Below are 22,801 nucleotides of genomic sequence, written 5' to 3'. Positions count from 1 at the left end.
CCGGTACCTGCAACGGGAAGCCGAGGCGGGCCGGGGGCGACGAAGGGATGATCATCTGGCTGCTGACCCGCGATCCCAGGTTCGACGGGCCACTGCTGAAGGTGGTGCTACGCCTACGACCTGGGCACGTGGGGTCCGGGACGCGAGCCCGGACACGCTCGTCGTGGCTGACGGGTTCTCCCGCAAGACCCAGATCGCCGACGCCGGCACCGGTCGCTGAGTCCTGCACATCGCGGAGGTGATGGCACTGGCCCGAGTGTGCGACCCGGACGGCGTCCCCGATGGCCGTCCGGAGGAGTCGACAGCATTGCCCCGGCCGCCGGCGGCGCCGTGGTGGCGCCGCGCCCTGCGCGTCGCCGTCCCGGTCGCGGCGCTCGCGGCCGCCATGTCGCGGGGAAGGTCGTGGGGTCGAGGCCAGCGACCTGCCGGCGGCCGTCGGTGAGGAACCCGACCCGGTGGCCGACGTCGCCCATCGCCGGTCCGGCCTCCGTCCCGAGATCTGGTACGGGAACAGCACTCAAACCGGTGCGGAGGTGGGTCGTGCCGGGCTGACCGGGCGGAGAACGCGAAGGAGCATCTGGCCCGGCTGCACGACAGCGGTCTGGACGACCCTGAGTTGATCGTCGCGGTGCGTGGCCTGGTCCTCGCTCACGCCACGTACGAGGACCGGTACGGTCTGCTCAGCCGCGCAAGCGGGTCACCCGTGGCACGGCTTCGGGCTGCGGTCATCGCGCGCCTGCCGCACCGAGTCCTCCCCGAGCGGCGGTTATTCGAGGTCAACCGGGGTAGATCCAGTACCTGGGTGAACAGCGTGGAGGCGGGTACCTGGCATGGGGAGTTCGACGACGTACCGGAACCGCCGGCCCGAGGTGGCGGTGGTAACTGGAGCCACCGCCGGGGTCGGCCGGGCCACGGTGCGTGAGTTGGCCGGCTCCGGCACCCGGAAGATCGCCCTCCTTGCCCGGGGGTCGGCGGGACCGGCCGCGGCGGCCGAGGATGTTCGGGCCGCCGGTGCCGTGGCCCTGCCCATCGAGACCGACGTCGCCGACTACGACCAGGTGGAGGCGGCGGCTGACCGGGTCACGGCCCAGCCGGGTCCGATCGACCTGTGGATCAACGACGGATTCTCCGCCGTCTTCGCCCCGTTCACCGAGATCGAGTCGGCCGAGTTCCGCCGAGCCACCGAGGTGACCTACCTCGGTTTCGTGTACGGCACGCGAGCCGTGCTCGACCGTATGCTGTCGCGCGACCACGACACCATCGTGCAGGTCGGATCCGCGCTCGCCCACCGGTCGATCCCGCTGCAGTCCGCATACTGCGGTGCCAAGCACGCCATCGTCGGCTTCACCGAGTCGCTACGGTGCGAACTGCTGCGCTGCGGTACCCGGGTACGGGTCACCCAGGTCCACCTGCCGGCGCTCAACACGCCGCAGTTCGGCTGGGTGTTGTCCCGGTTGGAACGGCAGCCGCAGCCCGTGCCGCCGATCTACCAACCGGAGGTGGCCGCCAGGGCCATCTTCCACGCTGCCCATCAGCCGCGCCGGGAGTACTGGGTGGGTACCTCCACCGTCGCCACCATCCTCGCCAACCGGATCGTTCCCGGTCTGCTCGACCACTACCTCGCCCGGACCGGCTACTGCTCCCAGCAGACCAGCAAGCCTACGGGTCCGCACCGCTCGGCCAACCCGTGGCACCCCGTCGGCTCGGCCGAGGGCCACGACTTCGGCGCGCATGGCTCGTTCGACCGCCGATCCCACCGCCGTAGTCCACAGGTGTGGGCCTCCCAGCATCGAATTCTGCTCGTGGCGGCCGCCGGCGTGCTCGGCGCGGCCGGCGCGGCAGCCCGGCTGCTGACCCGCCCATGAGCTCACTGTGGCCGGCCGGGGACGGTCCGGCGGTCGGGTGGCGCCGCGCCGGTGGGCGCCGCGGGCGGCGGCTGGGCGGCGAGGCCGAGGATGTCAGGTAACGGCTTCAAAGCCGACCTCTACCGTGGTGTCCGTGCCTCCATCCGCAACAACGGCCAGGCGTACGGGTTCTCGGTGTCGGTCACGGGCGGGTTCGCCCTCCTCAACTCGCAGGTGGGCGCTCCGACCGGCCTTGACGCCGTGCTCTTCGGCCTCGGCGCGGCCGCCTCGTTCGGCACCATGGAGATGCTCGCCACGAGAGGCTTCCGTACGCCGTTGGAGCAGGAGTCAATCACCGTTACCGCCTTCGGTGTGTCCCTGAGCTTCCTCTCCGTCGGTCTGACCATCGGCGTCGCCTGGGTGGTCGGAGCTCTACTGGCCGGTACAGCGGCGTGGCCGCTCGCTGGCGCCTTGTTGTCAGGAACATATCTGCTCCTCTCCGGAGCACAGATGGCGATCGCCGAGTCAGCCCAGCAACGGCGGAACGTGGCAGGCGACTCGTGACCCCGGCACCCTGCGGCTTACCGTTGCCGATCGTCACCTCTGGGCGGCAGGCCGTGGGCGGGCATCGGCAACGCCCTGGCGTCGAATTCGCCGCTACTGTGAGTGGCGGGTATGCGAGTAGCAAATCGCGTTTCTGGCGATGACCGCGTGGGACGACATGAAGTCTTTCCTGGGCCGTCAGCGCCGTCACCAACAGCTTGACACCCATCCTGGTGCTGCGCCCTGTGCACCTCGAAATTCAGGTGTTTGCTGTTTTTCTGAGTGGGTAGCTGCCGGGGATGGTTCGATCGCGTAGCTGAATACACGGAAGGCGAGCGCAGTCATGAAGAACCGCATCGAGGAGATGGTGACTGGTGCGGTGGGTGACGCCGCCGGCGTCACGGCCGACCCCCGGCAGGGGGTCCAGCGGCTCAAGTCCACGCTGGTCCGGCCAACGGTGATTGCCGTCGGACTGGCGCTGGTCGCCGGCTACCTGTTGGGCCGATGGCGGCGCTGACTGGTCGATGGGTTCTGGTCCGGTGAGTCGGGGCACCGTCGATCGAGGATTGAGCGCGTGAGGTGCGGTGAGCCGTGACGACGCCGTGCGGATCGGCGGGGGTGACCCGAACCCATCAGGGAGCGTCGCCCCGCTGGTGGCACCCGCGTCCGCGCTGCGGAGGCTCTGTGGGCAGGTGATTGCCCGGCGGGGGTGACTCTGCGGATTCTCGGCGTCCGGCACCTGCTGATGGTCCGGTGCGGCACGCTCCGGGACATAGTTGAGCCATCATGGTCGATGCCGGGATCGGGGGGATCCCTGCTGGTCGTCGGTCTGATCGCCGGGCTCGGACGCGGTGCGGACCGGATCGGAAGCGTTATCGGGGGCGCGCTCCTCGTCGAGGAAGAACGCGCCGATGCTCCCGGCCAAGGTGGCGAAGACAAGCACCGAGTAAGCGGCCAGGACCACCTCGACGATCTGCCCGACTCCACTCTTGGCGTTGAGCGGTTGGCCCGCGATCGTGGTGAGGGCGACGTCGTGCAGCGCTTGTAGATAGGACGGGGGGCCGCCGGCGAGGTAGGTCAGGTGGGTGGCGACCAGGATGACGATGGCGGTGAAGATGCCCAGGCGCAGCAGCCGTCCGGAGAGCAGGCGGGCGGCGGAACGTGAGCCGCGTACGGCGGAGCCGACGAGTTGGGCGAGGGCGGCGATCCGGAGTACCCGTAGCAGGGCAAAGAGCCGCAGGAACGGTATGGCGAGGATGAGGAGCCGCCACCAGTTCTGTTTGAGGAACCGCCGGCGATCCGGGGCGAGCCACAGCCGGAAGACGAATTCGGCGATGAAGACCGCCCACAGTACGTATCCGGTAATTGTCAAGGCGAGTGACAGGGTCGGGTTCCGGTTGAGCGGCTCGACCAGGACGACGGCCAGAAACAGTACCGCCAGGCCGCCCATGACCCAGTCCAGCCGCCGGAGGAAGGACTTGCTGACTGACCGAGCAGGAGGGCGGTCTGGCACGGAAGTCGGTTATGCCTCGGTGCCCAGCCGCGAGGCCGGGCTGTGCGCCGTCGATCGCGAGGGCGCCGGCACGAGCGGGTGACCGCCCCACTGATCCACACCGTGAGCCCGATGGTCACGAAGGATGAACACCTGACGTCCTCCCGACCATGAGTCGTACATGTGCCTTCCTCGAGTCTCACGCGTCGGCGGTCCGATTTCGTGTTTTCCGGCCAGGATCCGCCGATCGGAAGACATCCTCAGCCGCCCTGGGCCCGCCGCTGGTCCTCGAGGGTTCGGTCAACGCCGCAGTTGGCGGTCGGGAGAAGTTGGCCGTGGCGACATCTACGGGATAGCTGGATCAGGCCAGCGGTACGATCATCCCGTTCGCCAGCAGCGGGACGATCATGACGAGGAACGCGCCGGGCACCCGCTGGCGCGGCTGTCCGTTCCAGAGTCGGTGTCGAAAGTTCGGCGGCCAGGCCGAAGATCGGCGGTACGACCGCCTCTGCGGCACAATGCGGCCAGGATGCGCAGGACCCGCTCGGGCTCTCCAAGTACGGCGACGGCTGCTCCAACCTCGCGTGCTACCACATCGTCTTGACGAGGCGGGGGAGCAGCGCATCCACACCTGAGGTGTTACGCCAGCTCGACCTCGCAAATCCTGCGCTACAACAGTTGCCGCCGTTGCCGGTGCTCAACCCGCCAACGATTCAAGGCAGTCTCCACCACCTGCTCCTCCTGGAACGCGGACTGGCGGACGCGTTGACGGAAGGCCGCCTGTCGCAGGCGTTGGTCCAGAGCCAGCATGACGCACGCTGTGGTGAGGAACCCGAGCGCAGCGAGGGCCGGCGCCCGGTCAGCGGCGGCGGCCACAGCGGTGAGTGCGGCGGCAGCGAAGAGGGCCGGCCGGGGCACGACCCCGAAGGTACGTAGGGCAATGCTGATCTCGGCGAGGAGGAAGACGACTACCCCCAGGTAGAGGATGCGAGCCTCGGTGGGGTTCAGCGGACGTCCAGCTTCGCCGGCCACGGTCCTGACCACGAGCTTGAGCCCGAGAGCAGTGCCGATTATCCCCATTATCAACAGCAGGTGCAGGTAGGTGTAGACGTCCCGTGTCAGCGGGATACGTCGCTTATCCCGCACGCCATGTATGACCTGTTCGACGGCTAAAGCAAACGTATCGTAATGCAGCCACCACAGCGTGGCGACCAAGGCTATCCCCAGCACGGCCGCAACGATGATGGGTACAGTCAGAGTAAGTTCGGCCAGGGTTCCGGCGCCGAGGCCCAGTGAGATCACTGACTCGCCAATCGCCACCAGCACGATCAGGGCATGGCGTTCCGCCCAATGCCCAGCGGAGAGTCCCGCCCACCCGGAATAGGGTGGGGTCCGAGCGGCAACCGCCTCCATGACCATTGCCACGCACCACAGGATGATTCGTATCCACACCGTGGACCTCGGATCAGGCGCCCACAGGGACGCGAGAGCCGCGGTCAGGACGAGGACTGCCGCAAGCCCCGCGGCAGCCGTCAGCAGCCACAGTCGCCGCCGTGATGGCGTTCCGGGCGTGGTGACGAACCAGAATGCGCCGACGGTCAACGCCCGTACCATCAGATAAGCGACGGCGAATACCACCGGTCCGCGCAACTCACCCGGTTGGTCCATGAAGGCCTGGGGGATGGTCAGTGCCAGTATGAAGGCGGCCGCCATCGTCGCGAACCCGATCAACGGCAGGGCGCCCCGATTGGCGCGGGTGATGTTTCCGAGCGCGGCAAGGCCGCTCCAGCACCACCACAAGAGCGCCAACACGACAATGCCGGCAATGATTGCCCGGGGTCGCAGGGTGTTGCCGACCAGGACTGTGACGTTAAGAAACGCGAACACAAAGATCAGGTCGTATAGAAGTTCCAGTCGTGTGACACGACTTCCGGGGGCGCCAGGCATGATCCAGCGAGAAGCCCGGACGCCCGGTGTCATGCTCACGAGGCTAGTGTTTCAGGCAATCCAGTCGGCCGATGCCGAAACTCGAAGCCACTGTAGTCATCCGCAACACCGGCCGGCAGGCCGGCCCCGGTGGGTGAAGTCCGCGACCCATTTGATCTGCTCGTAGGCGGGCGGCCGATCGGCGAATCTGGTGAGCTCCGGCGACGCATTTCCAGCGGCGCATAGCTGGACGGTGTCCCGGAGGGAACACGGTGACGAACCTCGCCTACACGCTGACGGGTTCGGTGACCGTGCTGTGCCGGCGGATCCGTCGCATCCAGGCCCATCCTTCGTTCGCCGGGATCTTGAGCGGTGGCCCGGTCGTCCTGCTGTTGCCGGTCGTCTCCGTTCTTCGGCGAGACACTCGGTGTCGACGTGCAGGCGTGCATCAAGGCGGCTCAGCGTGCCTTCCCGGCTCCGCGCCGCCCGCTGGTGATCATGCGGTTCGCGCTTCGGTCAGTGGCGCGGGGACGGTGTGGACGAGGTCGGTGGTGGCGGCACGGTCGCGGAGGAGGACGGGAAGACGAGCAGGTCCGCGGCACGCAGGACGGGGGTGGTGAGGCCGAGTCGGTCGGCGAGTTGCATGACCACCAGCGCGTACAGGCGTCGCAGCAGGACCGTGTCCAGGTGAAAGAAGTCGATCGCCAGCAGGCCGGCGGCCTGGTTGCGCAGGAAGGTACGCCAGCTGGTGTCCCGCTTGTGGCGCGGTGGGCCGACACGGCGGCGGGCCAGGATTCGTCGGATCGTGCCGGCACCGATCCGATAGTCGGGCCGCTGTAGTCCGCCTTGGATTCTGTGGTGCCCCCACCGCGGGTTCTCGCGGGCCAGCCGCAGCACCAGGGCACGGATGTCGTCGCCGACGGGTGGCCGGCCGGGTCGGTTCGGGTAGGGTCCAGCGTCTGGTGTTTTCGCTGGGTGGTTCTGGCCCCACCTCTCCAGATAGTTCGGGCCCCATTCCCGCGATCTGAGCAAATGTGTCGATGCTTGGTCCGGGTTGAGCTGCGGCAGCCGAGGACGGCGAGATCGACGACGAGTACACCACCGTGATCTCATTGCCCACGCGCCGACCGGTGGCCCGAGCTTGCGCACCCCGCGAAATACGAAGGTCGTGACCTGTCCAGCGCAACGCAGGTCAGCCGCGGGGTAGCACGCCCAGGAGGGTTGCGGTCAGGGCCTGGTTCAAGTAGTCCTTCAGCTCCAAGTGGAAGCGGGCAAGATCGGGCTCGGCCTGGTAGGCCGCCTGCAGGCTGGGTGGGGGTGTGCTGTACGCCGACAGCGCGCCGGCCATGACCATGGTTTGCAGGCTGAACAGTGTTGCGTTTTCGTCCAGCTCCGGCAGGTACTTCTGTAGCAGGGTGGTCATGGTTGTCAGGCGGTCCAGGGAGGCGCGCTTGTAGCGTGCTACGACCTCGACGGAGACGTTGTGTTCCAGAACGCTGCCTTGTGCGCCGAAGAGGTCGCACAGCACCACTCGGCCGGAGAGTGAGCGGCTGAGGATTTCGGCCACCGCTGTCGCTCGCTCGGCCATGGGTAAATCTTCGTCGATGCCGGCGGCCAACTCGCCGGCAAGTTCCGTCAGCCACTCCTGCAGGTAGCGGTCCAGCAGTTCCAGCAGCACCGCCTCGCGAGACTCGAAGTAGCGCAGCACGTTCGGCTTCGCCAGGCCTACCCGGCGGCTGAGCTCGTTCAGGGTGACCGCGGCCACAGGCATCTCGTCGAGCATCGCCGCCGCCACGTCGAGGATCGCCCGCCGGCGGATCTCCCGCTGCTCTTGGGTTCGCGCCCGCTGGAAAGTCACGATCACCAGCCTAACTTAGGTACCTTCGGTACGTTGACAACGTACCGAAAGTACCTTACCGTCGTCGACACAAGATACCTCCGGTACGTTAGTGGTGGGGAGCCTGACATGAGCGAGAAGTGGACGACGGCGAACATTCCGGACCAGCGCGGGCGGGTGGCCGTGGTGACCGGGGCCAACACCGGATTGGGGTACGAGACCGCCAAGGCGCTCGCCGAGCGCGGGGCGTCCGTGGTGCTCGCCGTGCGCAACGTCGAGAAGGGCGAGCAGGCGGCGGCCCGCATGATCGGCGACGTGACCGTGCAGGCGCTGGACCTGACCTCGCTCGACTCCGTTCGGACCGCGGCGGCGGGGCTGCGGTCCCGGCTCGACCGGCTCGACCTGCTGATCAACAACGCCGGCGTGATGTACACCCCGAAGCAGACCACCCGGGACGGCTTCGAGATGCAGTTCGGCACCAACCACCTCGGCCACTTCGCGCTCACCGGTCTGCTGCTGGACCTGATGCTGCCGGTGCCCGGCTCGCGGGTGGTCACGGTCAGCAGCACCGGCCACCGCATCCGCGCCGCGATCCACTTCGACGACCTGCAGTGGGAGCGGTCGTACAGCCGGGCCGCCGCCTATGGGCAGTCCAAGCTGGCCAACCTGATGTTCACGTACGAGCTGCAGCGCAGGCTCGCCACGCACGGCACCACCGTCGCCGTGGCCGCGCACCCCGGCATGTCCAGCACCGAGCTCGCCCGCAACACCCCCGCGGCCCTCCGGCTTCCGCTCACCTGGCTCGCGCCGCTGATCACCCAAACGCCGGCGATGGGCGCGCTGCCGACCCTGCGCGCCGCCACCGACCCCGCCGTGCTCGGCGGCCAGTACTACGGTCCCGGCGGACGCAACGAAATCATGGGCAACCCCCGGCTGGTCACCTCCAGCCCGGAGTCGTACGAGATAGCCGTCCAGCAGCGGCTGTGGGCCGTCTCCGAAGACCTCACCGGGGTGAAGTTCCCCGCCGTTCGGTCCAAGCAGAACTCGTTTCCCTCCGGATCGGCCATCACGATGTAGCCCGCGCCGACAGGAGGCGTCCGGCTCGTCGTGGCGCAAGCGGGTGGCGCCGAGACCGACGAGGCGCTCGCACTCCGCTTCGAGGGCGGCCATCCGGCGAGCATCGGGAACAGGCACACGGGCGGCGGCGACAGGGCCGGTCGGACCATCGGGTCAGTAGCCGTCCAGGGCCCGGACCACGTGCGGCCCCAGGACCGGTCGCCGCACGTGGGCAAGACTCAAAAGCATCATGTTGTAAGGGTGGAGCGCGCGTTCCGTCCGCAGGCGCTCCCGGAGTCTGCGCCGAAACGCGGCTAGTTCCGGCTGGATGCCGAGGTCGTCCCGCAGCGGCTCGGGCCGGATCGTGAGCAGCAGTGACTGGACGAATCCGAGGCAGTAGGCGTCCGTCTCGTCGAACACGTAGATCGATGTGGTCCGCAGGTACCCGTGTTCGGCGGGCTCGACGATCGGGTCGCACGCGTACTGACGGCCGGCGAACGTCCTGTGGACGTCTCGGCGCTCGGTCACGGTCTCGCGGTAGTCGCGCATAGTCCGTGCTGTGCCGGCGTCGTCGGCGGTGAGCCGGGTGGCCGGGTCGACGAGGATGTACCGCAGCAGCGGCCGCGTCAGGACGTGCAGGCTGATCCGGTACTGCGGGGCGGGCCCGCCGGCCCGGAGCAGCGGGTCGGGGGCGCCGTCCGCCCGGACGGTCACCTTGTGGCTGAACGAGGTGGTGCCGTCGTCGTACTGTCCGGCAAAGATCCGGGCGCGCCGGGGCTGCCGTACGGCACCTGGAAACGCACCATCGAAGCCCTCGCACACCAGGACGTCCACGTGTTCACCAGCGCGATCGACGTCAGCGTCCGCGAAGGCTCTGACGAGGCCGCGGCGTACATCCGTAAGCTGGTCGGAGAGCTCTGCCTCCGAGACGGCCGGGTGGAGGCGATGCTGCGGAACGCCACGACGCGAAGGCAACGCGTCACCGGTGGCATCAGTACCTGGGCAGAGCTGCTACACCTTTGGCAAGCCCGAGAGCCTCATCGACCCTAGACACCTGAGGCCCTCGCCTCCAAGGTATTGGGGGTAGGCAGCCCTTGAACGTGCCGCCAGGAACGTCGCCAACACATCCTCGGCGGCCCGGTCGACCCGGACTGCGGCGTCAGTCACGTCGAGCCTGAGCCCGGCCGACGATGGCCGACGGGATGGGCAACGACACCAGATTTGAACCGCCCCCCGAAAACCCCCAATTACCCGGGGAGGCAACCAGGTTTACCATGCGTGAGCATCGTTGTGTGCTACAGGTGTGGATGTCTGTTCCGGTCAGCGCCGAGGCGCTCAAGGAACTCGGAGACGTCCGGGGGTTGGATGGGCTTGGCGATGTAGTAGTCGGTCACCTCTTCGCTGGAGTGCCCAAGCTGTGCTGCGGCGCTCTTGGTGTCGTTAATCCTCCTTGCTGGGGGTGGCCACGGTCTTGCGGAAGGTGTGCGGGGTGACCCAGGCGAGTCGGTGTCGCGCGGACCTGCGCCACTGACGGCGGACGTTGCTGGGTGACAGCCGGATGCCGCGTCGGAGGCGAAGATCGCGTCGTGGGGGTTCTCGGCGGCGATGAGTTTGCGGGCCAGCACCATCCCGACCGCGAACCGAGGCAGCACGATCATTCGGTAGCCGCGTCGCTCTTGGTCCATGGCTGCCGGAAGGACCTGTCGGCCTCGGTCTGCGTCGTTTCGCAGTATGACCTGGTGGCTCCGTCAGGACCCCACGCATTGGTGTCAATGGGCACTGCTCGGTCCGCCGGCGCTCGGCGCCATAGCCATATTGACTTCGGTCCTTGAGGTCCATTGGCATCGGCTTCCCACGAGTACCTACTGGACCAGCCAACCGAGTGTGACTGACAGACAGGGGGATGCGAGCCCGCTCCAGTTAAACGTCAACGTCAACGGCCGGAGACCGCAACGAGACAGCTCAGGAAGTCCATTTGCTGGCACAGCAATGAGGCCAACAGCACCGAGGTCACCGGCTCCACTGACGCCTCCCAGCCACTCGGGACGACCGTTCGCCTGCATGTCGCTTCCTCGCCGGCCCCCGCCACAGGACCAGCCATACCGTGACGGCACCGAAGCAGCCAACCCACCCCTGCGGCCGAATTGCGACAGTCCGGTTCGGAAATCTGAGCGTGGCATCCCGGTACACCATGCCTATCTTGTTCACCTCGTTCAATCTTGGGTACGAACACGTTGACGTGCGTTTCGTGCCCCGTTCCTGGTTGCACCTGCACTTGCATTCGGGCGCCGGCCGCCCCGTGTGCAGACCTCGTCTTTCGCTTCGATCGTCGACGGTTTCTTGCGCCGTTCCTTCGATACAGGTAAATGCATCCTTGCCAAGGCTGACAGATCTGGTAATCTCTGGCAAGACCCTCAGTAGTGCTCACACACCATTTTGGAGTGTTCAGCATGGGCAAGCCGACCTTCAGTGTGGCGATCCCCTACCGGCAGCGGCTGCCTAACCTCCGGCGGGCGCTGACGTCACTCGCGGAGCAGACGATGGACAGCTCGCGCTTCGAGGTCGTGGTCGGCGCGATCGACTACTCACCGGAGTATGTCGCCGTCTGTCAGGACTACGCCGATCGGCTTACCATCGTGACGGTCATGGTCAACGGTGGGTGGAACTGCAGCCGCGCTAGAAACCTGGCCTTGCGGCAGGTGTCCGGGCGGATCCTGCTCCTCATGGACGCGGACATGGTGCTGCCGTCCAGCTTTCTTCAGAACTTGCACGAGAAGTACTACTCCGGCGAGGCGGACGTTTGCTTGGTGGGTCAGATGATCGACTACCGGCCGGACGGTGTCTACACCGTCCCCGACGGCGACGTGCCCGGCAGCGGGCTGCCGTACGAGCACTATCGCGCGGCCTTGGCGGAGCTACAGGCCAGCCCCGGTGTGCGGCTGGATCGGCGGCTGGACCGGGATCCGGCGGTGGCCTGGACAGGGGTGTGGGCCGGTCTGGTGGCGATACCCGTAGCGACGGTACAACGACACGGCCTCTCGTTCGACGAAAACTTCCACGGGTGGGGGTTTGAGGATGTGGAATGGGGCTATCGGGTCTGGCGGAGCGGGACCCCGATCATCATGCGGGAGGATGTGTACGGCGTGCACCAGCCACATTTCCGGTCCGGCCGCCTGGGGGACGACGAGTACCGTGCCAACGGGAGATACTTCCTGGCGAAGTGGCCGAACCTTGAGGTGGAACTGTTGCGTGCCTTCGGCCCTGCCGACGCGGCGCGATGGCTCGGCGACGCCAGGCGGGAGATGACAGCGGTTACCGGCGGTGGCCGGCTGGGGGTCATCACAGGTTCGGCCGGCGGGGGCAGCGTCCTGGTCGTGGGCGTCACCCTCGACGACCGCCAGCAGCCCGCGGACGCGACCGCCCAGAGTCTGCTTGACCAGGGACCGCCGGACGAGGTCCTTTCGTTGATCGGATGTGCGCTTCCCCATCCGGACCAAAGCATCGAACGGTGTTTCATCCTGCCGCGCGTCCAGCAGTTGAGCCCTCGGTATCGGGACGCGGTGCTCAACGAGGTTGGACGGGTCGCGCGGGTGGTTACGCCAGTCGTGGCTCCAGCATAGACGGGGGTTCTGCAAGCGTGACTTAACCCGTACGGCGTGGCCGGGGGTTGGTCGATTTCCTCGGTTTCCTGGTGCCGCTGGCCGGTTTGGTGCTGGTGACTGACGTCTGGTGCCACATCTCGGGTGCCGGCGGTGCTATGTGGACGTCGTGGCGGGTTGCGGGGTGCGACTGCCGGGTGCCGTCCCGGGCCTGGTTGGGATGTTTTCCGTGCGGCGGCGGGATTGCCGGCTTCGCCGCTGAACCTGGCGAAACCGCAAATCGCATAACACACAAAACACGTGAATCAGATGCCCTCGTGTAGTCCCGTGCCTTGGTCAGGTCGACTCGACCGGTGCTCAAGATAGAGCATGTAGGTTGACGCACGCCGGTTCCAGTTGCGTCGTAGCGGGTCATGGACAATCCGGATCAACAGGCCCACTGGCGTGATTATGAAGTAATAGGCGAGGGCAAGTAGCACGGTGGACATGGGATCCTTCTAATAGTCTGGGTGGCGCTAGTCCATCGGGATCAGCACACGCCAGTCGTCGTCCTGGTACGGAGGTTGTGCCGTCTTCTCTAGCAGATGACCACCCAACGCGAGCAAGTCGATCTTGGTACGCATGAAGCACGTATACGCGTCGTCAGGGGAGCAAACAATCGGTTCGCCACGGACGTTGAAGGATGTGTTCACGAGTACGGAGCATTTGGTCGCCTCCTTGAACGCGGTCAACAGCCGGTGGTATACAGGATTGTTCTCCGAGTGAACCGTCTGGACTCGTGCAGAGAAATCCACATGAGTCACTGCGGGGATCGCGGAGCGCGCGATCCGAAGCAGGTCGAGTCCGGTGGCAAGACTGGTGGAATCGCCGCAGATTCTGAGCGCGGGGGAAACTTTCGCCACCAAGAGCATATATGGGCTGTCCTGAGCTAGCTCGAAGTAGTCCTTGGCGTCCTCAGCTAAGACTGACGGTGCGAAAGGCCGAAATGACTCGCGGAACTTGATCTTAAGGTTCAGTGCGGATTGCATGCCAGGGTCCCGTGGGTCTGCAAGGATCGAGCGCGCTCCGAGTGCGCGCGGTCCGAATTCCATCCGCCCCTGGAACCATCCCACCACTTTACCCGCGGCGAGTGCGGTGACAACTTGGTCGATCAACGTCGCCTCATCCACCGCCCGGTAGACTGCCCCCCGGCGGTCGAGCGCGGACCGGATGTCTGCGTCGTCATAGGCGGGTCCTAGCAGCGCACCGGACATCGCGTCCTGGCCGGTTCCAACGTGTACGCGGTGCGCGCCTCGAGACATGGCGACAGCGAAAGCGGCGCCTAACGAGCCCCCGGCGTCACCAGCCGCTGGCTGGACCCAGACTTCCTCGAAGGTGCCCTCGTTGACCAACTTGCCATTCGCGACGCAGTTGAGCGCCACGCCGCCGGCGAGGCATAGCCGGGGCTCACCGGTCAGCCGACGCGCGGTGCGCGCCAGCCGGAGCACCACTTCCTCGGTGATCCATTGCACCGATGCCGCCAGGTCGAACTCCCGTTCGGTGAGCGGTGCTTCCGGGACGCGGCGTGGTCCGCCAAAGAGCCGTTCGAAGCCGCGGCCGGTCATCGCCTGACCGCGCAAAAACTCGAACCAGCGCAAGTTGAGCCTGAAGGACCCGTCTTGTTTGATGTCGATCAATCGCTCTCGGATTAGGTCCGTGTATCTTGGCGTACCGTACGGCGCCAGTCCCATCAGTTTGTACTCGCCGGAATCAACTTTGAAGCCGCAGTAGTAGGTGAACGCCGAGTACAGCAGACCGAGTGAGTGTGGGAAGCGCAGCTCGGCGAGCTGGCGCAACTGGTTGCCCATGCCGTGCCATATCGTCGTTGTGGCCCATTCGCCGACGCCGTCGATCGCCAGTACGGCGGCGGACTTGTGAGGGCTTGGGAAAAACGCAGAAGCGGCGTGCGATTCGTGGTGCCGCCGGACTACGATCTGAGGAGGGGCGCCTAGATCCAGCCGGGCGAGCTGTCGGCCGAGGTGGTGGGTCATGGCGAGCTTCCACGACAGCCAGGGCGGCAGCGTGTGGTGGAACGTTCTGAAGGCATGTGGTGCGGCGCCTAGGTACGTCGCTAGCACCCTCCTGAACTTCAAGGCCGGATCCTCGTAGTAGGCCACAGCGGACAGATCTGGCAGTTTCGCCCCTACCTCGTTGAGACAGTACCGGATAGCGTTGGCCGGGAATGCCGAATCATGCCGGGACCGACTGAAACGCTCCTCTTGGGCTGCGGCGATCGGGACGCCATCGGCGAGCAGCGTTGCCGCGCTGTCGTGGTAGTGGGCGGACAACCCGAGGATTAGTTCAGACATTGTGGCCTCGCGAAGCGATCGGCTCAGAACATGGGATATATGGAGTCGTCGTTGCCCCGCCGACCCTTGCCGCGTCGACGCTTGCGCCGAAATAGCCAGTCGAGAAGTTGCCGTAGGTAGGCCAAAGCATCGACCGCCCTCTCTCCTGAGGCAATTGGATATTGCGTTCGCTAACGTAGGTCGAGGTGGCGCGCGAGTAGGGCGGCAACGAAGTCGTGCCCCAGGTCAGTTAGGTGGGCGCGGTCGACGAAGAGCCAGTCGTCAGGGGCGGCGGCGTCGGCGATTAGCGGACTGAGATCCATGAATGGGATGCCCAGCCTTTCGCAGCCTGCTCGGAGCGCAGTCGCGTAGGACCGGCCCACCTGTCGTGGCACGATGTCACCATACGCCTGCCTAAAGCTGAACACCTCGTCTAGCTCATCGAATAACAGCTGCTCCTGCGGGGCGGGGCGGTCCCGCACCCAGGTGGCAAGGGGCTGGAAGGCGAAGGACAGGGTCGCCCCCAGGGCGTCTGCAAGCAGCTGCCAACTGCCGAGGTGCCGCAGGGTTAGATCTGTGGCAATCTCTATCTGCTCAGCAGCTGGCGGCACCGGAGGTGCGACGTGCTTCGATGGAGGTGCCTTTTGGTCCCGACGCAGGATCTGCGACAACGCGGACGGTCGAGGCGGCCTGTGTCGTTCGTACATGATTTCGTTGAACTCGGAGCAATGGTAAAAGGCGCCGTGCTCTCCGCGTACGGGCAACGGCAGTCGGGCCAGGCCGAGGTTATTGAGCCCGGAGAGCAGCACGATATTTCGGATCTCGGGCAGCAGGTGCCGGTGCAATAGGAAGTTGACCAGCTCCTGAGCCGAGTTGTGGGCCCGCCCACCGAAGTTCACCCATACATGCTCGGGCGAATATTTGGACCACAGTCGGGAGGGCACTGTTGAATCATCCGTCGTGGCGCCAACTCCGAACACTGTGGAGCCGCCGACGAGTACATTCGCTGAACCGGCCGGCCTCGAGCCGGCGACGGATGACTCGCGAGTGCCGTTGCTGGAGACGCGGAATCCCAGTCGGTCGGTGTTGACGATATCGGAGCGGTGATTCTCCGGTTGGAAATACATCACGTAGGGCAGCCAGCGTAGCTTGCCATCCTCGTACAGTTGTTCTGTATAGTACAGCATCTGCGGTGTAAGCCTGGCAATGTGTGATTGCATCACAGCACCCACTCGTTCATGGTGAGAATAGATATCCGGTTTTGCCGCCAAGCCCGCCCGGACAGATTGAGCGACTGGGCAAGCGCGGTCAACGGCCGATGTGGAGCCGCTGAATGAATGCAACCGAATGATCGACATATGTCGCTGTTGACAAACCTACGGGATGCGTGGAGCGATCGCAATGCTGTTCGTCAACCACTCGACCCGACCGGCCTCAAACTCCTCAGCATCACCTTTACGTCGGCGTCACCTGGTGTCGGCGTACGGGTTCGCGTGGCCAGCCGCGTCGAGACCAGGCAGGCCCGCACCGGGGCCGCGCAGCGGGCGAGGAGCGGAAGCGGCGCGGTAGTCGGGGTTGCCCCGACTACCCTCATGGCAACGAAGTGGCAGGCGGCGTCTGGAGTGGAGGACGACCATCGTGAAGGTCCTTTGAGAGGGCTAAGTCAAGATCAAAAGGAGAAACCACGACAGCACCGTCGCCGGGCCGAACAGGCCCTGGTGAGCGGGGTCGCTACCTCCTACCTGCTGGGGGCGTCGGCCCGGCGGGTGGAGAAACTGGTCGAGCAACCCGGCCTCAAGTAGCTGTCCAAGTCCCGGGGCTCGGAGACGGCGGCGCATCTGGATGCCCAGGTCGGGGCTTTCCGCAACCGCCCCTGGATGCCTCCCCACTACACCTTCGTGTGGGCCGACGCCCTTGCCGTCAAGGTCCGCGAAGCCCGCCGGACGGTGAACGTCCACGCCCCGATCGCGGCCGGTGTGAAGGCCGGCGGCGCCCGGGGGGTCCTCGGCCTGGACATCGCATCCGACGGGGGCAGCGCCGGCTGGCTGGCCTTCCTCCGTCCACTGACCGCAAAGGGCCTGTCCGGGGTCAGACTCGTCATCTCCGACGCCCACCGCGGCCTCGTCGCCGCGATCGGCGCCGCCCTGCCGGGCGCTGGAGGGCGATGCTGCCGCACCCACTGTGTGGTCCGGGTGCGTTGCTGCCGTGATCGCCTGTGACTTCATCTGCTGGTCGCGGATCCACATCCTCGACGGTGAACTTGCCACCGCCGAGCCGAAACGCCTGCGGCACCCCGCGGTCCGCCTAACCCGCAAGCAATGCCGTCGCCGGTCAGCCGTCCACCGGGATCGTCGTGATCAGGGTGAACGCGAGGGTGATCTGAGTGACCCGGGGCAGATGGCCGAGATGAGTAGCCTATGTCCATCCATGGGCGCGGTCCGGGCCTCTACTGTACCGCACCATCAACAAGGCGACAAGCACCGGCGGATCTCATTGTCAATAATCAGACGCTCAATTACACTAATAGACGTCCGTCAGTCGCAAGAGCCCTTCGAGCCTCTATTAGAGAACGTTACGGGGGAGGGTCCCTGCCGTGGGGGAAGATAATGTTTCGGTCATCGCCGCCTGCGGGGCAGATTGCCTACCGGCGCCTTTCAGTGTTCTAGCCTGCACGGCTGCACCGTGGCGTCGTGGCTTGTAGAGAATCGTCACGCTGTGCTGCGGCGCCCAGGTGAGGGCCTACGCTCGGTTGCTAGTGGCGACATCGCGGTAGACAAGAGCGTGATGCCGTGCCTTCGTCCTAGTGAGAGCGCTGCCAACCAAAGCCGTGTGTTTTTGTCGCAAGAAATGCAGCTTATGGAAAGGGGACACGCATGGCGGATCAGGTCGGATCGGAGGGCGAACGGGAATCGGACGTGGATGCAGAGGCGGATCCGGACACGGGAAGCCGGTTCGACACAGACGGTGCCGTGATCTCTGTGCGGATCGCCGACCTCCGGACGATTGACTCCCCGCGCCTACGAGGTGTTAACGGTGATCACGTCCGGGTCCTGGCAGAGGTGCAGGAGCAACTGCCACCGATCCTGGTGCATCGTGCCACCCTGAGCATCATCGATGGCGTGCACCGATGCCGAGCAGCCCAACTGCGCGGGCGCGCGGAGATTACAGCACGATTTTTCGACGGCTCGCCGGAGGATGCGTTTCGCGTCGCGGTCGAGGCGAACGTTCGGCACGGTCTGGGGCTGAGCCTGGCCGAGCGGCGGGCGGCCGCAGCGCGGATAATCCGCTCCAACCCCGGGATGTCCGATCGCCGCATCGCCGCCATCTCCGGCCTCGCGGCCCGCACCGTCGCGTCGATTCGGGCACGCACGGTCGGTGCTGAGGCCCACGTGCGGGTGGGAAGGGACGGAGTGGTGCGGCCTCTCAGCACGGCCGACGGGCGGCAGATCGCCCGCCGCACCATGATGGAGCAGCCTCAGCTCTCCCTTCGGCAGGTCGCAAAGCAGGCCGGCATTTCCGTCGCCACTGTCCGCGACGTGCGGGCCCGGATCCAAGCCGGTGAGGCACTATTGCCTGCGCGCACTTACCGGAACCAGTCCGAGGGCGTGCCGCAGCGGCCCTTCGGCGCTGTTGAACAAGGGGCAGACGGCGGTACTGCGCGCTCCCGGCAGCGCCGGGTACGTGCGGGACATTCCGACGTCCTACCGGTACTTGAGGGGCTGCGCCGCGACCCTTCCCTCCGTTACACCGATTCAGGGCGGCGGCTGTTGCAGTGGCTCAACTCGTCGGCGCTCGTGGCAGTCAGGTGGCGAGACGTGTTGAAGAGCGTCCCACCCCACTGCGCTGTGCTGATCGGGAAGATCGCGCGTCAGTACGGCAACGAGTTGATCGATTTCGCCACCGAGTTGGAGCATCGCGGCAGCGAGCAGCGTACCGGCTGCGATGTGCCAGACACGGGGTGACTGCGCCAAGCGCATGTCGTGCGACTGCGGATTTCCTCACTCGCACAACCGGCGAGGATTCTCCGCCCGCCACGGCTGTGGACCGCTGGCCTCACTATGCGTACCACCCACCGTCTTAAGACTGCCGGCGCTGGGATGAACACTTCGCGTCACACCGAATCCACACTGTGGTGTCACCGCGAAGATCGGGAGCACCCCCCGGTCGGGACGCCGCCTTGTACATCTCAGCGCACTGAGCTCACCTCCGGCGAACACCGGGCCGAACCGGTCCAACGGTCGGCCGGACCACCGTCAGGTCGCGATTGTACTCGAACCGGCACTCCAGCCTTGGCTACCTCAGCCCCGCCGCCTACGAAACCGGCACCAACGTCCGGCAGTTACCCGCCCTGGAGGTAATTCGAGGATCAACACATCGACCCTGTCCGTCAGATCGGCCAAGCCCAAACGCCTTGGCTAGTGTCCTCTCAGGGCTTAGGTTAAAAGTACAAGCGCTGTCCTGAAACATGTCGTTTGATAGACAGCTTGAGGACCCGGTCAGTTACCTGGAGCGTTGGTGTATGAAGCCAAACATGGCCTTTGTCATGCTCGCACACGCTCGTAGCGGAAGCGAGAGCCTTTTGGCGACGTTGAACCTGCACGAAGAGATTTATGCGGTGTCGGAGCCGTTCAATCCGAATTATAAGGATTGGGACGTTGATAATGACGACTACCGGTCTAAGATAATCGACGTCCGGAGTCTGTACGAACAACTAGAGGCCGTGGGCAGGAAATTCAACGGTATCAAGACCACGGACGAGGACCTGCCGCGAGAGCTGAACGAAGTGCTGGTTGGCGACACTCGGTTCAAGCTCATCTTCCTGCGTCGGTCCAATCTACTTCAGGCAGTCGTTTCGCAGGCGATTGCTGATCGGACGGGTCTCTGGCAGAAATGGGATGCAGCGGGTCGTATCGCGGACTACTATGGCAGCCTCGGAAAGCTCGACGTGCATCAGCTAAGCGATAGGCTCGCTCAGCTCGACGACGATGTCAGCCATTACGGGAACCTCGTTGCGTCACGGCGGTACGAAAGTAGTGTGATGTTGACGTACGAGGACCTCTACTTCGCGCCGCGCGATGCCCGTGCCGGCATGGTTAACCGACTGCTCCGATTCCTCGACTGCTCTCCGCTCGCACTCGACGAGGTCGATCGGTACATGGCACCCAGGAATGGGCAGCTCAACTCTCAGGAGCTGTACCGGCTAATAACGAACTGCGACAGTATCGAGGCTCGGCTCGGCAGTGACAGGACGGGATGGCTGTTTGCTCCACACTGACCGCACGGGCTATCTGGAGCTGCGCTCACGGCATGAGCCGTCCGAGTTCCTCGGTCCATCCTGCACGGTCACGACCCCGGTCCCGAACCTCTCGCCAACCGGAGGCTCACGCTTCCACACCGGGTAAACCTACTCTCGCGGACAACGACGACTGGACTTCGCGCATTCGCCTGGGACCGGGTCGCCTCCCGAAGGCGTCACACCCGGTACACCCGGAAGCCCGGGGCGGCCGCGGATGCCTGCTCCGTACGGTCGCGGAGCCAGTCAGGGACCTCGCCTTCCTCCCACAGGTCGAGCAGCGCCGCCTTGGTCATCTTGCTGGCGAAGTGCAGCTGAGCGGCCGAGCTCGGCGTCGTTAGCTGCGCTTTGAGTCGGGCGCGGTCCCGCCGATAGCTGGCCGCCCTCCTGCCCTGTTCCCGAAACTCCTGCACCTCGCGCATTATCTCCGCCTTACTAAGACCGGGCATCGACGGCCCGAAGTATTCGAAGATCTGGGCATCGCTGTCGAGCCCGACTCGGTCCGGCTCAAGGTGCTGGACCAGTGTCCAGTAATACTGGTCGCTCGAACCGAACAGCTGGTCGGTGTCATAACCGTGTGAGCGTAGGCGTTCCAGAAGGTCGAACCGTCCACTCGGGGGTTCGGGATATTTGGTGCAGAGGTCGAGGAGGTCCCCCGCCGGTCCGACGATGCCGCCGCTGTTGAGGTAGGGATAGCGGCCGATCGGCGTGCCGGGACACAGTGCCAAACCGACGACCCCGAGCGGCCAACAGTTCAGCTCGGCGCTGAACACGACCGGTTGTGGAAAGCCGGCGTAGGCATGCTGGATATACCGCTCTCCCTGGATAAACAGCGTGTCATAGGCGTCGGTGAAGAAGATGAGCTCATCGCGATCGGCTACCTGGGACAGGTACCGAGTCAGGCAAGCGCGCTTGTCGGCGAATCTGAACTTCCGTCGGGCCTGAACATGCAAAACGGTCAGCTCTAGGTCGGCCACCCGGCACGACGGGATGAGAAGCCGGCTGAGGAAGGGATTTTCCAGATCGGTCGCGACGGTGACAACCTTCATGCGACAGAGTTTAGCGGGGTCGGGTAGCCCGGTACTACAGTCCGCGTTTCTGATTCGGCCTGGTGGATACGGGCCGGGAGAAGCGCATACCCGCCATCCTGAGGGTGGTTGGGGAACTTCCGGAGGTCGTGAAGCCGGTAATCGGGAGGCTGCGAGAAAGGCCTGCGGCGTACCCGTGGCGAGGCTGTTGGGCAGAGTCCGGCTCCTCCTTCGTTGAGCGAGCGGCAGTGGACACGGGAACCGTCCCGATCCTGCCCGGCGGCCTGGTTGCCAACGAGTCCGGCGGGCCGCCACAGCCGGCCGGCGGTTGAACTCGCCCGCGAGCCGCTCGGCTGCCTCCTTACACCGGCCCTGCGGTGGTGCGGCCCCGCTGTCGACCCCGCTCGGCTACCACCGCCGGTTTTCCTGGCGGGCCTTCTGGTCCCCTTATAGGCTCACTCGATATGCGCGTGACCCACTCGCTCCTTCACGCCGAGGACCTCGCCCAGCTTGTGGAACGGGAGTACGCCATTGCAGCGCCCGTCAAGGTGAGCTTGTTGAACCGCGGCTTCAACGACACCTACCTCGTCACCGACGTCGAGGGCGGTCGTCGCGTGCTGCGGGTCTACAACCGAGAAAAGTACTGGATCCGTTCGGAATCCGACCTCCGCTTCGAGCTCGACCTGCTTGAGCACCTGGCCGCGGCCGGGCTGGGCGTCATCCGCCCGTACCAGCGGACCCTCGGCGACCGGCTCGGCCGGCTGATGGCGCCCGAAGGCGAACGATGCTTCGCCCTGTTCACCCACGCACCTGGCACTCCCTTGTACGAAGGCACGCTGACCGCCGAGCAATGGCGCGAGTACGGCTCCGGCATCGCCCGGATGCACCTGGAGATGGACGCCTTCCTCACCAGCCACGACCGTTACCACCTCGACGAACGCATCCTCGTCGAACGGCCGCTGGCCAGCCTGGCACCCTATGCCGGCTCGGGCCGGGCCGCGGCGGACCTCGCCGAACTCGGCAAGCTCGGCAAGCGACTGACCGGCGAGATCCCGCGGCTCCGAGCGATCGGCGGCGCATACGGGATCATCCATGCAGACCTGCACCGGGGCAACACCAACATCGACGGGGACGGACGGTTCGTCACGTTCGACTTCGACCACTGCGGGTTCGGGTTACGCGCGTACGACCTGGTCACTCTCTATCGCGGGCCCGACTCGCCGGAGGAGGATCGCGAACGCTGGGCAGCGGTCCTCGCCGGCTACCAGCAGGTCCGTCCGCTGAGCCAGAGCGAGGTGGCCGGCTTTCCCGTACTGGCTGCCTGCCGTGCGATGTGGGACATCGGTGATTGGCTGGGTGCCGCCGCCCGTACCGGCGACGCCTGGGTGACCGAAGCGGTGATCGCCAAGCTGCTGGCGGACGTCCGCAAAGCAGCATCCGATCCCACACCCCGGCTGGCCGCCGAGGCGACATTGGAGCAACATCCACCACACGTCGACTCGAACCCACGCGATCCCCACGCCGCCGACGAGCAACCGCATAACGGATCAGGCGACGCGTAACGCCACAGGAGCTCTCTGAACGACGCCTCCAACCCGTGGGTGACCGTCCACGGCGTGATCATGATGGTGGCCGGCGTCTGCCTGGGGCTGGCGACCGCTCGCGCCGCCGTGCTGCCCGCCTGGACGGCTACCCGCTCGCGGCCGGCGTGGCCCCGGTCGCCGTGACCTCCGCCGCCCCGACCTGGCCCGCACGGTAGCCGCGATCGTCCGCGCGGCGGCCTTCATCGCGATGGGCGTCGCCCTCCTGTGCACAACCGGCGACCGGCAGCCGGCGCCGGCGGGGTGACGGCGGCC

The 22,801-nt window shown here is 65.9% G+C and carries 16 protein-coding genes and 1 pseudogene; 9 read left to right on the top strand and 8 right to left on the bottom strand.

The window, feature by feature from the left end; genetic code table 11:
* Positions 1–830 precede the first annotated feature (830 nt).
* From R6Y94_RS34565 to R6Y94_RS34555, 3 genes are all read left to right on the top strand, one after another.
* On the top strand, positions 831–1,865 hold the full coding sequence (locus R6Y94_RS34565; RefSeq protein ID WP_318400551.1) for an SDR family oxidoreductase: 1,035 nt from the start codon (positions 831–833) through the stop codon (positions 1,863–1,865).
* Between the two features lie 90 nt (positions 1,866–1,955).
* On the top strand, positions 1,956–2,408 hold the full coding sequence (locus R6Y94_RS34560; RefSeq protein ID WP_318400550.1) for a hypothetical protein: 453 nt from the start codon (positions 1,956–1,958) through the stop codon (positions 2,406–2,408).
* 322 nt (positions 2,409–2,730) lie between these two features.
* Complete coding sequence (locus R6Y94_RS34555; protein WP_318400548.1) at positions 2,731–2,904, top strand: hypothetical protein; 174 nt, start codon at positions 2,731–2,733, stop codon at positions 2,902–2,904.
* A 267-nt stretch (positions 2,905–3,171) separates the two neighbouring features.
* Here the strand turns inward: R6Y94_RS34555 and R6Y94_RS34550 are convergent, their stop codons facing one another.
* The 4 genes from R6Y94_RS34550 to R6Y94_RS34535 form a co-directional block, all read right to left on the bottom strand.
* The gene (locus R6Y94_RS34550; RefSeq protein WP_318400546.1) at positions 3,172–3,837 is read right to left on the bottom strand and encodes a hypothetical protein; all 666 of its coding nucleotides are present in this window, start codon (positions 3,835–3,837) and stop codon (positions 3,172–3,174) included.
* Between the two features lie 711 nt (positions 3,838–4,548).
* Positions 4,549–5,859: a low temperature requirement protein A gene (locus tag R6Y94_RS34545; protein ID WP_318400544.1), complete on the bottom strand. Its 1,311-nt coding sequence runs from the start codon at positions 5,857–5,859 to the stop codon at positions 4,549–4,551.
* Positions 5,860–6,321: 462 nt separating this feature from the next.
* Positions 6,322–6,702, bottom strand: a complete 381-nt coding sequence (locus R6Y94_RS34540; protein WP_318400543.1) for a hypothetical protein — start codon at positions 6,700–6,702, stop codon at positions 6,322–6,324.
* A gap of 295 nt (positions 6,703–6,997) precedes the next feature.
* Complete coding sequence (locus R6Y94_RS34535) at positions 6,998–7,669, bottom strand: TetR/AcrR family transcriptional regulator (RefSeq protein WP_318400541.1); 672 nt, start codon at positions 7,667–7,669, stop codon at positions 6,998–7,000.
* A 102-nt stretch (positions 7,670–7,771) separates the two neighbouring features.
* Between R6Y94_RS34535 and R6Y94_RS34530 the strand changes: the two genes are divergently transcribed.
* The gene (locus R6Y94_RS34530) at positions 7,772–8,719 is read left to right on the top strand and encodes an SDR family NAD(P)-dependent oxidoreductase (RefSeq protein WP_318400539.1); all 948 of its coding nucleotides are present in this window, start codon (positions 7,772–7,774) and stop codon (positions 8,717–8,719) included.
* A gap of 153 nt (positions 8,720–8,872) precedes the next feature.
* Here R6Y94_RS34530 and R6Y94_RS34525 read toward each other — a convergent pair whose 3' ends face one another.
* Positions 8,873–9,532 (bottom strand): hypothetical protein, encoded by a 660-nt coding sequence (locus R6Y94_RS34525; RefSeq protein ID WP_318400537.1) that lies wholly within the window; start codon positions 9,530–9,532, stop codon positions 8,873–8,875.
* Positions 9,533–11,148: 1,616 nt separating this feature from the next.
* On the opposite strand from R6Y94_RS34525, the gene R6Y94_RS34520 reads away from it, so the two are divergent.
* The gene (locus R6Y94_RS34520; RefSeq protein ID WP_318400580.1) at positions 11,149–12,318 is read left to right on the top strand and encodes a glycosyltransferase family 2 protein; all 1,170 of its coding nucleotides are present in this window, start codon (positions 11,149–11,151) and stop codon (positions 12,316–12,318) included.
* A gap of 494 nt (positions 12,319–12,812) precedes the next feature.
* Here R6Y94_RS34520 and R6Y94_RS34515 read toward each other — a convergent pair whose 3' ends face one another.
* Both R6Y94_RS34515 and R6Y94_RS34510 read right to left on the bottom strand, forming a co-directional pair.
* Positions 12,813–14,645 (bottom strand): carbamoyltransferase, encoded by a 1,833-nt coding sequence (locus R6Y94_RS34515; protein ID WP_318400535.1) that lies wholly within the window; start codon positions 14,643–14,645, stop codon positions 12,813–12,815.
* Between the two features lie 170 nt (positions 14,646–14,815).
* Complete coding sequence (locus R6Y94_RS34510) at positions 14,816–15,856, bottom strand: SGNH/GDSL hydrolase family protein (protein WP_318400534.1); 1,041 nt, start codon at positions 15,854–15,856, stop codon at positions 14,816–14,818.
* Positions 15,857–16,312: 456 nt separating this feature from the next.
* Between R6Y94_RS34510 and R6Y94_RS34505 the strand changes: the two are divergent.
* The 3 genes and pseudogenes from R6Y94_RS34505 to R6Y94_RS34495 form a co-directional block, all read left to right on the top strand.
* Positions 16,313–16,804, top strand: a pseudogene (locus R6Y94_RS34505) (transposase); the annotation flags it as partial.
* Between the two features lie 693 nt (positions 16,805–17,497).
* Positions 17,498–18,586 carry a ParB/RepB/Spo0J family partition protein gene (locus R6Y94_RS34500; RefSeq protein ID WP_318400532.1) on the top strand — a complete coding sequence of 363 codons (1,089 nt, stop codon included), beginning with the start codon at positions 17,498–17,500 and terminating at the stop codon, positions 18,584–18,586.
* A 569-nt stretch (positions 18,587–19,155) separates the two neighbouring features.
* Positions 19,156–19,899, top strand: a complete 744-nt coding sequence (locus R6Y94_RS34495; protein ID WP_318400531.1) for a hypothetical protein — start codon at positions 19,156–19,158, stop codon at positions 19,897–19,899.
* A gap of 197 nt (positions 19,900–20,096) precedes the next feature.
* Here the strand turns inward: R6Y94_RS34495 and R6Y94_RS34490 are convergent, their stop codons facing one another.
* Complete coding sequence (locus tag R6Y94_RS34490) at positions 20,097–20,966, bottom strand: hypothetical protein (RefSeq protein WP_318400529.1); 870 nt, start codon at positions 20,964–20,966, stop codon at positions 20,097–20,099.
* A gap of 356 nt (positions 20,967–21,322) precedes the next feature.
* Between R6Y94_RS34490 and R6Y94_RS34485 the strand changes: the two genes are divergently transcribed.
* Complete coding sequence (locus R6Y94_RS34485; protein WP_318400527.1) at positions 21,323–22,507, top strand: phosphotransferase enzyme family protein; 1,185 nt, start codon at positions 21,323–21,325, stop codon at positions 22,505–22,507.
* Positions 22,508–22,801: the final 294 nt, after the last annotated feature.

The organism is Plantactinospora sp. KLBMP9567 (assembly GCF_033446045.1).
In the GTDB taxonomy this organism is placed as follows: Bacteria; Actinomycetota; Actinomycetes; order Mycobacteriales; family Micromonosporaceae; genus Plantactinospora.
Note: the sequence above shows the minus strand (reverse complement) of the source record. Positions and strands in the feature narration are given on the sequence as shown.

What these genes read in the sequence shown, in the direction of transcription:
- R6Y94_RS34490 (WP_318400529.1), bottom strand. Translation starts at nt 20,966, where the DNA reads ATGAAGGTTGTCACCGTCGCGACCGATCTGGAAAATCCCTTCCTCAGC.
- R6Y94_RS34565 (WP_318400551.1), top strand. Translation starts at nt 831, where the DNA reads ATGGGGAGTTCGACGACGTACCGGAACCGCCGGCCCGAGGTGGCGGTG.
- R6Y94_RS34555 (WP_318400548.1), top strand. Translation starts at nt 2,731, where the DNA reads ATGAAGAACCGCATCGAGGAGATGGTGACTGGTGCGGTGGGTGACGCC.
- R6Y94_RS34560 (WP_318400550.1), top strand. Translation starts at nt 1,956, where the DNA reads ATGTCAGGTAACGGCTTCAAAGCCGACCTCTACCGTGGTGTCCGTGCC.
- R6Y94_RS34495 (WP_318400531.1), top strand. Translation starts at nt 19,156, where the DNA reads ATGGCCTTTGTCATGCTCGCACACGCTCGTAGCGGAAGCGAGAGCCTT.
- R6Y94_RS34515 (WP_318400535.1), bottom strand. Translation starts at nt 14,645, where the DNA reads ATGTCTGAACTAATCCTCGGGTTGTCCGCCCACTACCACGACAGCGCG.
- R6Y94_RS34500 (WP_318400532.1), top strand. Translation starts at nt 17,498, where the DNA reads ATGGCGGATCAGGTCGGATCGGAGGGCGAACGGGAATCGGACGTGGAT.
- R6Y94_RS34530 (WP_318400539.1), top strand. Translation starts at nt 7,772, where the DNA reads ATGAGCGAGAAGTGGACGACGGCGAACATTCCGGACCAGCGCGGGCGG.
- R6Y94_RS34550 (WP_318400546.1), bottom strand. Translation starts at nt 3,837, where the DNA reads ATGGGCGGCCTGGCGGTACTGTTTCTGGCCGTCGTCCTGGTCGAGCCG.
- R6Y94_RS34520 (WP_318400580.1), top strand. Translation starts at nt 11,149, where the DNA reads ATGGGCAAGCCGACCTTCAGTGTGGCGATCCCCTACCGGCAGCGGCTG.
- R6Y94_RS34545 (WP_318400544.1), bottom strand. Translation starts at nt 5,859, where the DNA reads ATGACACCGGGCGTCCGGGCTTCTCGCTGGATCATGCCTGGCGCCCCC.